At 38.3% G+C, this 13914-nt stretch carries 14 protein-coding genes; 5 read left to right on the top strand and 9 right to left on the bottom strand.

The window, feature by feature from the left end:
* The first annotated feature begins 24 nt into the window (after window positions 1-24).
* Complete coding sequence (locus L3V46_RS06385) at window positions 25-747, top strand: glutamine amidotransferase (protein WP_034616295.1); 723 nt, start codon at window positions 25-27, stop codon at window positions 745-747.
* A 10-nt stretch (window positions 748-757) separates the two neighbouring features.
* A complete protein-coding gene (locus tag L3V46_RS06380; RefSeq protein ID WP_034616294.1) occupies window positions 758-2071 on the top strand; it encodes a GntR family transcriptional regulator in 1314 nt (437 codons plus the stop codon).
* A gap of 104 nt (window positions 2072-2175) precedes the next feature.
* On the opposite strand, the gene L3V46_RS06375 is transcribed toward L3V46_RS06380, so the two are convergent.
* From L3V46_RS06375 to L3V46_RS06365, 3 genes are all read right to left on the bottom strand, one after another.
* Window positions 2176-3228 (bottom strand): triacylglycerol lipase, encoded by a 1053-nt coding sequence (locus tag L3V46_RS06375; RefSeq protein ID WP_034616293.1) that lies wholly within the window; start codon window positions 3226-3228, stop codon window positions 2176-2178.
* 133 nt (window positions 3229-3361) lie between these two features.
* Window positions 3362-4414, bottom strand: coding sequence for a lipase secretion chaperone (locus L3V46_RS06370; protein ID WP_239045225.1), 1053 nt, complete (start codon window positions 4412-4414; stop codon window positions 3362-3364).
* A 68-nt stretch (window positions 4415-4482) separates the two neighbouring features.
* A complete protein-coding gene (locus tag L3V46_RS06365; protein ID WP_034616282.1) occupies window positions 4483-5178 on the bottom strand; it encodes an alpha/beta hydrolase in 696 nt (231 codons plus the stop codon).
* A gap of 210 nt (window positions 5179-5388) precedes the next feature.
* On the opposite strand from L3V46_RS06365, the gene L3V46_RS06360 reads away from it, so the two are divergent.
* A complete protein-coding gene (locus L3V46_RS06360; protein WP_151802995.1) occupies window positions 5389-6276 on the top strand; it encodes an AraC family transcriptional regulator in 888 nt (295 codons plus the stop codon).
* 70 nt (window positions 6277-6346) lie between these two features.
* Here the strand turns inward: L3V46_RS06360 and L3V46_RS06355 are convergent, their stop codons facing one another.
* From L3V46_RS06355 to L3V46_RS06345, 3 genes are all read right to left on the bottom strand, one after another.
* Window positions 6347-6655, bottom strand: a complete 309-nt coding sequence (locus L3V46_RS06355) for a helix-turn-helix domain-containing protein (protein WP_004717116.1) — start codon at window positions 6653-6655, stop codon at window positions 6347-6349.
* 290 nt (window positions 6656-6945) lie between these two features.
* Window positions 6946-7806, bottom strand: coding sequence for an arylamine N-acetyltransferase (locus L3V46_RS06350; protein ID WP_239045224.1), 861 nt, complete (start codon window positions 7804-7806; stop codon window positions 6946-6948).
* 27 nt (window positions 7807-7833) lie between these two features.
* Complete coding sequence (locus L3V46_RS06345; protein WP_239045223.1) at window positions 7834-8661, bottom strand: NAD(P)H-binding protein; 828 nt, start codon at window positions 8659-8661, stop codon at window positions 7834-7836.
* A gap of 798 nt (window positions 8662-9459) precedes the next feature.
* Here L3V46_RS06345 and L3V46_RS06340 point away from each other — a divergent pair.
* Window positions 9460-10320 carry a glycerophosphodiester phosphodiesterase family protein gene (locus tag L3V46_RS06340; RefSeq protein ID WP_096734769.1) on the top strand — a complete coding sequence of 287 codons (861 nt, stop codon included), beginning with the start codon at window positions 9460-9462 and terminating at the stop codon, window positions 10318-10320.
* 37 nt (window positions 10321-10357) lie between these two features.
* On the opposite strand, the gene L3V46_RS06335 is transcribed toward L3V46_RS06340, so the two are convergent.
* Window positions 10358-11221, bottom strand: coding sequence for an AraC family transcriptional regulator (locus tag L3V46_RS06335; RefSeq protein ID WP_239045222.1), 864 nt, complete (start codon window positions 11219-11221; stop codon window positions 10358-10360).
* Window positions 11222-11339: 118 nt separating this feature from the next.
* Between L3V46_RS06335 and L3V46_RS06330 the strand changes: the two genes are divergently transcribed.
* Complete coding sequence (locus tag L3V46_RS06330; RefSeq protein ID WP_239045221.1) at window positions 11340-11873, top strand: peroxidase-related enzyme; 534 nt, start codon at window positions 11340-11342, stop codon at window positions 11871-11873.
* A 97-nt stretch (window positions 11874-11970) separates the two neighbouring features.
* Here L3V46_RS06330 and L3V46_RS06325 read toward each other — a convergent pair whose 3' ends face one another.
* On the bottom strand, window positions 11971-12417 hold the full coding sequence (locus L3V46_RS06325; RefSeq protein ID WP_239045220.1) for a thioesterase family protein: 447 nt from the start codon (window positions 12415-12417) through the stop codon (window positions 11971-11973).
* A gap of 90 nt (window positions 12418-12507) precedes the next feature.
* Window positions 12508-13908: a Do family serine endopeptidase gene (locus L3V46_RS06320; RefSeq protein ID WP_004823133.1), complete on the bottom strand. Its 1401-nt coding sequence runs from the start codon at window positions 13906-13908 to the stop codon at window positions 12508-12510.
* Window positions 13909-13914: the final 6 nt, after the last annotated feature.

The following is a 13914-nucleotide window of genomic DNA, read 5'->3' as shown; positions in this document are numbered from 1 at the left end:
CACTTATTTTACCGAGAGACAAACATGAACATGATAAAACACCAAGTTATTAATGTGATCCAATTTTTAAGTTTTGAGGATACAGGAAGCTTTACTCCCGTACTAAAACAGATGGGCTATGACATTTGCGTTTTTCAAGCAGGTGTAGATGACCTAAGTGCCATCTTACAAGAAAAGGACCCGCTTATCATTCTTGGCGGGCCAATCAGTGCATATGACATCATCACCTATCCTTATCTCAAAGAAATCATCGTGGGATTGAAGCAACGATTAATAACCAATTATGCAACTTTTGGTATTTGTTTGGGTGCTCAACTGATTGCCACTGCTTTAGGTGCAAGAGTATATCCCGGTCACATCAAAGAAATAAGATGGGGGCGTTTATCCTTGAGTGCTCAGGCATTTGCATCACCTTTAAGGTTTCTTGAAGGTATACACGTTTTACATTGGCATGGTGATACCTTTGATTTACCTAGCGTTGGCACACACTTGGCTAGTTCAATTTATTATCCAAATCAAGCATTTAGTGTAGGAAATAATATTATAGCATTACAGTTCCATGCTGAAGCAGATCCTAAACAATTTGAAAGATGGCTCATCGGTCATACTGATGAATTAAAGCAACATAAGATAGATATTTTGGATTTAAGACTTGAGAATCAATATTATGGCAATATACTGGCAGACAAAGCAAAACTTGTACTTGAAGACTGGTTAAATAACTTGATCGGGTTTGAAAGTAAATGATTGGATCTATATGGCTGAAATTAAAGGTAAAACATCTCAGGACATTCAAAATAGTATTCGAGAACTTATTCAGAATGGGATTTTGAAGGAGGGGGAATTATTACCCAATATTCGCGCTTTGGCCACTGAGCTGGAAGTCAATCGTAATACAGTTGCTGCCGCCTATAAAGATTTAGCCTTAATGGGGATTGTTGTATCCAAAGGGCGTGCAGGCACTCAAGTTCGCAAAAGTCCACAAATTAATCGTTTTGAAAATCTTCAAAAAACCAATCAAACATTTTTTGACCTCGCGCATGGAAATCCATGTCAGAATTTTTTACCTCAATTAAATGAAATCAACTTTAATTTTAATACTTCGTATTTATATGGTGACAGTACCAAGCTTTCAGTGCTTGAAGCGTTTGCACGAAATGAAATTTTTGCTGATGTAAATAATCAAAATTCTGAAATTGAATTTACCCATGGTGCGGTAGATGCAATTGAAAGAATTCTCAATGCACATTTAATCCAATCTGACAGTATTGCGATTGAGCAACCAGGTTTCATTACCAGTATTCATACTTTACAGGTGAATCGCTTTAATATGGTGTTTTTCCCAGTCACAGCACAAGGCTATGATCTTAATAGTATAAGAAAAGCACTAGAGCAAAAAGCCAAAGCAATTGTTATTACACCAAGAGCGCAGAATCCGACCAGTTATAGTCTTGAGGCTAAAACGGCACAAGAATTACATCAGTTATTTTCTGAATACCCTGATGTACTCATTATTATTGATGATCACTTTTCATTACTTGCCACAACACCTTATTATCACATTGTGCCTGAATCTACCCGACATTGGGCGGTGATAAGATCTGTATCAAAATTTTTAGGTCCGGACTTTAGATTTGCATTTATCAATTGTGATCCTCAGACTGCGACCAGACTAAGGATGAAACTAAATCCAAACTGTACCTGGGTGAGTCATATCTTACAAAAGATGATTTTTTCGCTTATGACATCGGAAAAAGTTCATCAATTAATGAATAAAGCAAAAATACAATATCAGACAAAAAATCAAGAAATCGTTAAAAAATTATTGGATCAAAAGCTTCTAGATATAAGTTATTGTGATGGTTTAAATCTATGGATCGAACATGTGCAAGCTCAGGAAATAGCCTATCAACTCGCGCTAATGGGATGGAAAGTCAGACTTGGAAAAGAGTTTTCATTAGGCCAAGATATTAAAGCTATACGTATCACCACTTCTGAATTAGATGAACAAAAAGCGATGGACCTATTCAATGATTTATCATTTATCTTAACTAAAATAATGACACTCTAAAATTTATGCTTTTCATCCATTATTTTTTGATAGCGATCTTAAACTAAGGAAAAGTAGAAAACTAATTTCCTACTTTCCTTCATGAAAAACATTGAATTTAAAAATCAGAAACCTGCCAATTTTAAACGATTAGCATGCTGACTATATAACGGAACTGGATCTGCACCAGCACCAGAGCCAACAAGTCCGACAATCTGATTAACTTCATCCAAATGGTTCTGTGGATAATTATCGCGAATGACATTGCCCAAATGAGATGAACATATTGGTACCAAACCATCACTATCACTACCAGTGCTCAATTTGATAAATGCTTCACCCGCAAGCAACCCGTAAGCTGTAGGATCTAATAAATTTGTGAGTCCGCCTTTACCTGACCATGAATAATAATTCACACCATTTACTGTAGCTGCTCCAGAACCACACTCAGTCACTGGAATACCTTGCGGGAAAGTGGCATTAAACTCACCAGCCCCAGCCTTGGTCAAACCTGCAAGTGCACTTAAAACATCTTGATCATATGCACCACCATTGCTAGAAGTCCCCCCCAGAAAACTTTCTATACCTGTAAACATATTGATTACAGCTCCGATAGTTTTATCAAAGCCTATTACACTGGCTGGTTTACGTATAAATGTTTCCACCAAATCTGCAACAGGACTCCCTTTATTTGAACCCGCAATACCTGTTACGGATGCAACTAAATCAGGACGAACCCCAGCAACATAGCGAACAGTTTGCACACCTTGGCTATGACCAATCAGGTTAACTTTTTCTGCACCTGTTAAAGCCTGAATCGTGAGAACTTGTTTAAGTAATTGTTCACCACGTACTGCATCAGAGTTAGCAGCAGATGTGTTAGTTACATATACATCAGCGCCTTGGCGACTTAAATCTTGAGGAATACCATGCCAGTAATTGATCGGTCCAATCTGAGAAAAACCAAATAAACCATGTGCAAATATCAAGGGATACTTAGTTTTGGCATAATCTGTTTTTTTAGAGAACAGTCCCCAATCCGTTGCAGATGTTTTGCTACAACCCGCTTGATCGTTTTTGATACCGCAATTTTGATAACTTGTAGTTACAATTGCTGAGCTGTTAACCGATGTGAATATGATGGCCCCAAATACCAAGGCCGGGATTGCTTTTTTCATTGTTCAAGACTCCATATATTTGAACATTATTTTTGTATTACATTGATTTCTTGATACTTCAAAATATTTCCCTGAAAATCTCCTTGTTTAATTCTCAATGCTATATTTCTGTTATTGATCGTTTCCTCATTGCCTATTCAGCGACTTTTTTATTCGAATTAGCCTGCATCTGTTCAAAAGTCTGTGCACGAATTCGTTCTTCTGGGCTGCTAAAAGATTTATTACGTAATTCATTTATTGCAGCCTGTTGTTGAGTCGCATCTTGCTGACTCGCTGTAATTTGTGCTCTCGCTGCAAGATAACTATCTACTCTTTTTTGCCACTGGCTTTCCTGTAAATCAACCTGAGTGAGGCGATCTGCTGCTGCCGCACCGACTAATTTTTTACGCATCTCGTACAGCTCACTTGCTGAACCTCCACGTTGATTAATCTCAGTGGTCAATTCCTGTAATTGGTTGTATTGTAAAATTGGCTGCATACTTGCTTTCAGTTCTTCTGGCTGTTCATTCAGCAATGCTGCACTTTTTTCTGCCTTCTGATTTGTGCTTAAGCGTTTATCATTATTGATCGCGTATTGTGCAATTGCGTACTGGTCATAGCTTTCTTCTTGGGCAAAAAATACATCTGCTTCCTGTGGCGTAAAAATCTGTCTACGCAGCTTAACTATAGCTGAAGCTACTGTTTTAAAGTCCTTTGCACTGTTGGTCTGAGCTGCAGGTAGCTTTTCACGCTGATGCAGATAATCCATATACTTATCAAGTAATTGATAAGAATATGGTTGAGCAGTCGTTGGTAGAAGACCAGCAAGGTATTGACGAATATCAACAACAATACTGCTTTCAGTTTTTTCACCAATACTTGAAAGAAAATAATCGAAACAGTCGCGAATGCCACGCGACAAAACCAATTGCCCTTTCGTATCAACCTGTAAAGGGCAGTTCACCTCTGTCCCCCGCAGTGATGGTGCCAACTCAGGCATAACACCATGAAACTTTAATACTTGTTGATTTGTATCAGAAACTGACGCAACAGTACTTACCGATTGCTGATTTTGTAATGCGGAGTCTGAACTTGATGGGGCTATTACAGTATTGGTTTCTGGTTTTAAATACCATACTATTCCGACAAGAAATAATACGACCAAACCCAGTAATAGAAATTTTCTATATCGGTTTATAACATCCATGTTATATCTCTTTTCAATATTTTATTATGTTTTTCACAACCTCAGATTTTCTGATACTTCGAAAATCTTTAACCAGCTAGAAAAGTAGCTGCTTCATCAATAAGTTCTGTTACTTCAACAGGTTTTGATGCCAAAGATGCATGACTGGCATTCAGTGAAATTATTTTTTTAGCTGACATTCGTGCTGACATCATATTTTGATTCTCAGGATTAATCATTCGATCATCTATAGAGATTTGATACCAAGATGGTTTAGTTTTCCATGCTGGTGAAGTAATCACATCACCAAACGTACTAGCCAACGGTGCCTTTTGGGTTACTGCCATGACCAAACCTTCATCCGCAGTCAAATCTTGACAAAAGCTTTCATGAAATTTATCAGCTTTTAACCAGAGATAACCATCACTGTCTGGTGCTAAATTTGGCGCCGCTTCAGGTAAATTTTGTTGGGTAATCGCCCCAGGGCTTTCACCTGAATCAGGTGCAAATGCAGCAATATAAACCAGACCTACAACATTGGGTAAATTTCCAGCTTCTGTGATGACAGCACCGCCATAGGAATGACCAACCAACAAAACATCACCATCTATTTGTTTAATCATTTTTTTTGTACGTTCTACATCATCAGCCAGTGAGGTCAACGGAATCTCAACAGCATGCAGAGATGAATATCCTCTAGCTGCCAATTCTAGAATAACTTTATTCCAGTGCGCTGCGCCTCCCCAAAAGCCATGTACCAATATAACCGTTGGTTTTAAACTCATTTGCTACTCCAGAAAATTATTATGTTCATATTCAAGTGATCTAGCTTTTCAAGAAGTTTCATGGCATAACTATTAAGAGCGAATTAATAATTGATACTTTTGGTCAGTCAAAGCTTCCTGCAATGATTATTAGGCATATATTACCGGCTAACAATCACCAAGAATGCAAAGTTTTTGCAGAAACAGTATTTTTCTCGGAATTCCAAAAATATGCTTAGTTCGTTTTCAGATACTTTTTTTGATATCTATCGGTTATCAGGTATAGCAGGCAAAATCCATAGTATTTCAACTCTTTTGTCTGGAGAAATACTAGAATTTTCTCCAAATCATGGCTATATACATATTATTCAGAAAGAAAAATGCCTTTTAACAATGGATCATCTGGAACATCATCTGGAATTAAAACATTGCGACATAGTTGTGGTCTTACCTGGTAACTTTCACAGTATAAGCTTGAATACAGATGCATTTCAGGATGCTAAAATCATCACCTGTACAATCGATTTTTCAGGTATTTATGGCTCAGCTATTGCCGAGGGGTTACCTGCTTTTATTCATGTCCCTTTTACCTGTAAAGCCACAAATATTATTGCAGAATGGGTTCCAATCACTGTTCATGCAATTCAACAGGAACTCAAAGCGCCTTCGATAGGCAGTCAGATTATGCTAACCAGAATTATTGATCTATTATTTATCTGGTCAATTCGGTGCTGGCTTAGCACTGTTGAACCGAATCATAAAAGCTGGATTTCAGCATTACAGGAACCGATGATCAGTAAAGCCATGTCTTTAATGCATAATCACCCACATTTTGACTGGACTGTTGAAGAACTTGCAAAATCTACCAATTATTCTAAATCAAGCTTTTACAAGAAATTTACAGAATCTGTCGGGACCACCCCAATACAATATTTAAAATCGCTGAGAATGCGATTAGCCAGTGAATTGTTATTAACCACGCAAAAAAGTATTTTTCATATTGCTGAGCTTGTTGGCTATTCCTCTCAGGCTGCATTCAGCCGAGTATTCTCCCAAACATTTAACTACTCACCTTCTGAGTTTAGAGAATCCTTTAAAAATAATCCTGCACAGGAATAAAACACAACTGCGCTTATTAACAATGTATTGTGCAAAATATTGTTAAATCAAAGTATTTTAATAGTTAGCTTCAGTATTCATTTAAGTCTGCTTCGGAATCTGGCATGCCAAATTTGAGTTCATCACCAACTTTGGCGATTGCGTGAATAGCGGGTAGGAATTTTGCACCAATAACTGTTAATTTGTATTCTACAGAGGGCGGCGATGTCGGGATTGGCAGACGTTGTATAATTCCTTTACTTTCCAAATGACGTAGACGTTCTGTTAATACTTTTGCGGTAATTGATGGCAAGTCAGCTCTTAACTCGCCAAATCGACGTGGTCCAGCACTTAAACACCAGATGATTTCTGCAGTCCAAGCGCCCCGTAGCAGTGCCATACTCTTACTCAAGGGACAGACATTATTTGGCGAAGGCGCACGGTTTTTTCGTAGCTTTAGCCCCAAAGTTTCCTCCATTCATTCTTGAGATTTTCTCTGAGATTTCTTATTTATTCATGTATTGAATATTAATTCCAAGGATGATATTCCACTGACATACTATGCTGAAAATATGCGCAAGCTGCAACCTGATGATTATCGTGAATCTTACTTAAGCCTATTTGCGATGATTCATTCAGGTCTGTTTAACAGCTTGCAAGCGTTGCTTGTTGTTCTTAGAAGCGCATCTTTCACTCGGCAGGATTGATTATTTTTTTAAATATGAAAGCCACATTCAGTTGTTGCGTATTAATTTTAAAATACTTCTCAAGATATTCGCGAAATTCATCTTCGCTTGTGAGCTCTTTTTTTATTGAATGATTTTTACCATGGATCTTTACAGTCGTTCCACTTAAGTTTATTCGTTCATCTCGAGTAACTGCAGCAAGCATCAAATGTTGAGTAAATATAGAATCTGGTGATGTTGCAATATACCAATTGGCAATCACAGCATCCGACTCCGAGACTTTCTGTTCTGGATCAAGTGCATAAATATTGACCCACTCATCACGTATATAAGCTTGAAGCATAATCTTCACACCCGTCAGGGCACTTTCAGCAACACCACTGTCTTTTACATCAATAAAACGGAAAGCTTCATGCGGTGTATTCTGAATTTCCCCGAGCTTATCCAGTGAAAGAACGGCAGTCGGAGTCGTTCCACCAAAACTGGGATCAAATAAATATAATTTATCCACCAGTTTTACCACAGTCACCAAATGAGTACGAATCGGAGCTTCTATAGGTTGAGATTGATAATATACGCGCCCCAAAAGATTAAAAGCCTCATATCCCAGTTCGTTTAATACTGTTCTAGTCAGCGTACTCTGTTCCAAACAATAGCCTTCTCGTCCTTGATCAAGTAATTTATCTGCGATCTGTGATAATTCCATAGACACGTTATCACCAAGAAAAGAAGAAATATTTCCAAACGGGATGCTGGTTACATGTAGAAATAACAACTTTTTTAGATTCTCAAGCGTAGCTAAATACTTGTCTTCTACGCCCAATTTGGTTAAATATTTTTGTGAAACTGATAATTCTAAAGACATCGCTTTGCTACCTTATAAATTATAAAACTAGAATTTATTTGATTTTACAAAATCAGTGAATTTAATCGGATCGCGCCCCAGAACCTGAGTAACTCCCTTGCCAATATTTTCATTTCGCCCATCGAGAATTTCAGAAAATGCCTGCGTCATATGCGCTGCAATAAATTCATCCAGTCCTGCATTCTTTAAATATTGTCTATATGCTTCTTGATTAAGGTATTGATACTGTATATTTCGTTTAAGCTTTACTCCAATAGCATTCACCGCTTCAGCGAAAGTCAATAACTCTGAGCCTGTGACTTCATAAATTTTGCCGTTATGTGCATTATTAGTCAGACATTCAACCACCACGTCTGACAAATCTTCTAAGTCAACGAACGGCTCTTTTACAGTATCTGCCATAAACGTCACTTCGCCAGATTTTATGCCATGTAGAAAATGACCTTCACTGAAATTTTGGTTAAACCATGCTGAACGAATGACAGTCCAATCAAGTTCAGCCTGCATTAAAATTTTTTCACACTTCTCAACAGATGCTTGACCTCTGCCTGATAATAATACAGCTTTGGAAACAGACTGATTCATCATTTCTGTGATCAATCCTTCAATCTGTTGTTCTGCTCCTGACATTGAAGTATCTGGATGAACAATGTAAACAATTTCAATATTCTTCAGTGCTGGGCCAAATGTACTGCTATCATTCCAATCAAAATACCGTTCACTTTCTACATGCGCATTGATGGTACGAGTAGTGACAATTGGATTAAATTTATGCGACTTTAATTTCTCTGCGACGCGTCGTCCATTTTTGCCTTTTCCACCGATGATCAGAATATTCTTGGTCAAACTTTTCATAGATTACCACTTCATTAATTTAAAAAATTACTAGATTTTAGATACTGTTTAACGAAACAGTGCATATTTAACTACATGAAAAATTTCATCAAATTAATAATAAAATTCATAAGCTAAGGAGCCTTTTGATGTAGTTATCATTGCACTTACTGTCTACATTGAGCGATCTCAGTATGCGCAAAGCATGATCCAATATGAATAGAATTACAGAAGACTTATACAAATCTATGGTATCCATTTGGAAACGAGTTTAATCACGAAATCGCTAAAAATTGCTCGTAATACCCACGGCATCTAATCCATGATCTCTACTCTAATATTTTGTTTTTAAAATAAATATTTTTTGATCTGCGTATGTATATTTAACAGGATTTTATCAATGCGAAATAAAGATGGTCAGTCAATGATATGTATGATTACGCATTAAAAACCATTTAACTTTCAAAAACCCCTAATGAATATTTAATTATTTGACATGCCATGATATTGTTCTGTTGTTTTAATTATTTTGTCACAGGACAAATAATAAAGATCTAATCTTCTTTTCAGTTATGGATCTTAAGCTAATGATTGAACAGAAAAATTTATTTAAGTTAAACAAAATCATTAGTTTAATTTATTCACTATAAATAGTCACATTTTATAAATGACGACAATTTAAGCTAAAAATATAGTGAAAACGGCATAAGACTCCAATATAGCTATAAATTTTAATCCATAGGTTGCAATATTATTATGAAAAATAGCGTGTTTAAAAACATCATGTTGATATGCATATTCGGTCATGGACTACATAGCATGGCATTAAATGCAGCGCCTTACTCAAATCAAACGGGTCAATCACCACTAATTGTTGCGCATCGCGGTGGAACGGCGGATGCGCCTGAGAACACAGCCTATGCAATTGATCTCGCTCTAAGGAATCACGCAGATGTGATCTGGATCAGCGTACAGTTAAGCAATGATGGTGTTCCAGTACTCTATCGTCCTAATAATCTGAATGCTTTAAGTAATGGCCAAGGTTTGGTCTCTGCATATACTGTAAAACAATTACAGGGCTTGGATGCAGGATGGAATGTCGCCCGCAATACAGGACAACAAACGATTTACCCATGGAGAGGTAAAGGAATCCGTATCCCAACACTTCAACAGGTGCTTACTCAATTTCCTCGAACCACTTTTTATATTGATATTAAATCGCCTGATGCAGATCCGGTGCAAATTGCTACGGCTATTAAACGTGTACTCGTTTCCACCAACTCACTTAACCGAGTAAGGCTCTACTCCACTGAACGCCGTTATACAGATGCCGTCAAACAGGTCGGTCAACTTCCGTATTTTGTTGCAAGAGATGATACTCGGGATATTTTAGCTCGTGTCGCGTTAAACCATAATTGCCAGGCTGCTCAGGAACCAATTGGGTGGCACGGTTTGGAGTTAAGACGGCAGGTTGAGGTTGTAGAAACCTATACCTTAGGTGAAGGCCGTTCAAAAGCAGAGTTTGTTTGGGATAAGGAAATTATGAACTGCTTTAGGACACAAGCAGCAAATCGTATTGTGCTGTTCGGTATCAATTCTGAAGCAGACTATCGGATAGCAAAACAGTTAGGTGCTGAAGCCGTAATGGTTGATTCCCCTGCTCAATTTTCCAATCGGTGAAGTGTTTAAGTTAAGTCATAAATCATTACACTAAGCATTAGACAGGATGGCTGGTCAACCATTCTCGGGGAGACATGCCTACTCTGACTGAAAATGCGCGAGATAATGCTGATGGATTAGCATAACCCAGTTCTTCAGCCAATATTTTAATTGAATGCCCTTCACGTAATCTACTTTGTGCCAAAGCAATACGCCAGTCTGTTAAATATTCAGCTGGTGTCTGTCCCATCACATCACGGAAGGTATTGGCAAAAGCTGTTCTAGACATACATGCCAGTTCAGCCATGCGCTCTAGTGTCCACGATTCACCCGGATATTCATGCATTCCCACCAGCGTGCGTGCCAAACGTGGATCTGAAAGGCCAATAATAAGTCCAGTACTTACCTCTGCTTCATGAGGATGATCTAATAGCCAACGTAATAGTTGAAGCACCACCACTTCAAATAAGCGATTCGCTAATAATCGTTGCCCACAACGGGCATGGTCGGTTTCAGCAAATAATAGTGCAAGCGCCTGATCCAATCCTTGTACACGCGCTAGAGGGAGTGCAATTACGGCAGGTAATGCCCTTACCAGTGGATTCTGTTGTCCACCATCCAGTATCAACCGTGCGCAGGTAAAATCAGCACCTTCTCTGGGCGGGTTATGAAAATGATGTGTAATTGGCCCAGGATAAAAAAGAAGCGTTGGTTCATCAAAACGCATGCGTCTTGGCAAATGCGCCATAGCTGGATGACTGACTTCCAGTTGTCCCTGACGTAAGACATGTAAATAGCCATACCCGTCACAAGCATCAAAATGGCTGACGCCACATAACACACCAGTATGGTACAACTCTGCCTGCATGCGGAAACGATCAAGCAGACCTGAAAGGCGATCAATGGGGTGAATAGTTTTCATTTGAACGAATTGATATATTTTATGAACATATTGTATCTAATCATACAGAAAATTTACACATAATAATCAAAGTTTGATGCACTTCTACTATCACTACGATCCTTTTAAGGAGATCAATATGTCACGTATCAACCTTGACACTCAACTCGCACCCCGAGCAAGTCAGCCTTTATTAAGCCAAATTCAACAAGCTTTTGGTACGACTCCAAATATGTTTAAGGTAGTGGCAAATTCGCCAGCAGCTTTACAAAGCATGTGGTCCTCTTTTGCTGCTTTAGGTAAAGGTACACTTGGTGCAAAATTAGGTGAACAGATTGCTGTTGCAATCGCCAATTTAAACCGCTGTGAATATTGCTTAGCAGCACATACTGTACTCGGTCAAAATGCTGGCGCTAGCGCTGCTGAAATGGCTGAAGCGCAAATAGGAAAAGCAACTGATGATAAAACAGCAGCAGCACTGACTTTTGCTTTAAAGGTGGTCAATCAACGAGCTCAGATGACTGACGCTGATATCACAACACTTCGCAATGTAGGTTTTAATGAGCAACAAATCGTTGAGATCATGGCGCATGTGGCTTTGAATATATTCACCAACTACATCAATATTGCACTAGATACGCCAGTAGACTTTCCACGAGTCGAATTGATATAAAACCTACCGACCTCTCGTGTAAAACAGAGAGGTCGCTTTCATTAAATATAAGATTTTCTTTATGTGTTATTGCACTTCATCTAAAAATCCAAGTAATTTAAATAATTGAACTTAAATCAAAAGGATCTATTGCAGGATCAATGGGTTGATAGGCTTGGATAAAAGTTGGTGACATCCGTTTCGGACGCCCTGAAGCAATTTCTATACATGCCCATTTGGTATTGCCAGTAAAGAGTAAGCTGTTATCTTTGGCATTAAAAAAAGCATACTGACGGAAAGAATAAAGTGCGTTGATCTCGTATAACCAAGTTCTCAAAATAACATCATCATCTAACATTGCGGCTTTGCGATACTGAACATGATGTTCTACGGCAACCATTGCATGTTTCATTTCTAAATACTGATCGAGTCCAACACCCAATGTTTCGATATGTGCAGATGCAACATCCTGCATCCATTGTACATAGACCACATTGTTTACATGACCTAAGACATCTATATGCTGTGGTTTTACTTTGATTCTTAAATCAAATACTGAACTCATATCTTCTTTCCTTTTCCACTCTTTCAACCATCCGTATAAGTTTGACATAAAAAAGCCACTCTTTGAGTGGCTGATTCTGATCAGTTGTATTTATTGAATACGTAATCCAATCATAGCATGTTGTCCTTCACGAACAATCGCTACACGCGCTACCGTATTTTTCTGTAGCTCTGAAATAGCATCAACAAAATCATTCGGTGTATTTACTTTCTTGTTATTTACTTGGGTGATCACATCACCAGGTAAAATCCGTGACTGTGCCGCTAAACCGCCTCTGGTTACATCTTGAATAAACACACCACCCTTAACATTTAAACGATTCTTTTCTTGTTCAGTTAAAGCACGAATCGCAACACCAATGATAGGCCCTTTATTTGGCTTAGCCGAAGTGTTGGTATTGTCAACTTTTGCAGGGGTATCATCTGGTGCAACAGTTAAAGTTGCTGTAATTACTTTTGGTTTATCGTCACGTAAAACTTCGAGCTTAACAGATTGATTAGGTTGAGTACGATTCAAATAATTTAATAATTCAGAGGTGCGTGATATTGGCGAACCATTATATTTTAAGATTACATCGCCTGATCTAAAGCCCGCTTTTTCTGCAGGTGAATTCGGCGCAACTTGGGTAATCAACGAACCTTCTGGTTTATCTAATTTATAAGCTTCTGCTAAGTTTCGATCGATATCTTGCAGCATTACACCAAGATAAGAACGGGTTACTTTACCATTCTTTTTCAACTGATCAGCGACATCCATTGCTACATCAATTGGAATAGAGAATGACAAGCCCATATAACCACCCGTACCACTAAAGATACGAGAGTTTACACCGACAACCTGACCTTGTTGGTTAAATAGCGGACCACCTGAGTTACCCGGATTTAACGCCACATCGGTTTGAATAAATGGTACAGAGGTTTCCCCCATCATATTCCGTGACTTGGCACTGACAATCCCTGCTGATGCAGAATAATCAAAACCAAATGGTGAACCAATTGCAAGAACAGGCTGCCCGACTTTAAGTTGATCTACATTACCCACAGATAATGATGGGAAATTATTCCCCTCAACTTTCAATAAAGCCACATCTGTACGTTCATCGCTACCCACCACTTTTGCATCAATTTCACGGCGATCATTCAGCATAATCGTCACTTTAGAAGCATCTTCAACCACATGGTGATTTGTCAGTAAATAACCATCTTTACTAATAAAGAATGCACTACCATACGCAGTCTTTTCTTGTGGCGCGCGTTGTTGTGGAATAATGATTTGATTACCAAAGAAACGCTTTAGAATTTCAGGTACTTGTTGCTGTAACAACTCTTCCTGAGATAACTTTTTAACAACATTAACACTCACAACAGCTGGACTGACTTGTTCAACCAAGTTAGAAAAATCCACAGGTGTTGAAGCTTGAACTTGTGATGTTGCCGCAGCGACAGTAAATACTGCTGCATACATTCCTTTTTGTATTAGACCATTACTCATTTCTCA

The sequence above is a fragment of the Acinetobacter sp. AG3 genome, from assembly GCF_022343575.1.
GTDB classification, from domain to species: Bacteria; Pseudomonadota; Gammaproteobacteria; order Pseudomonadales; family Moraxellaceae; genus Acinetobacter; species Acinetobacter guillouiae.
This window is presented reverse-complemented; position numbering and strand designations above follow the sequence as displayed.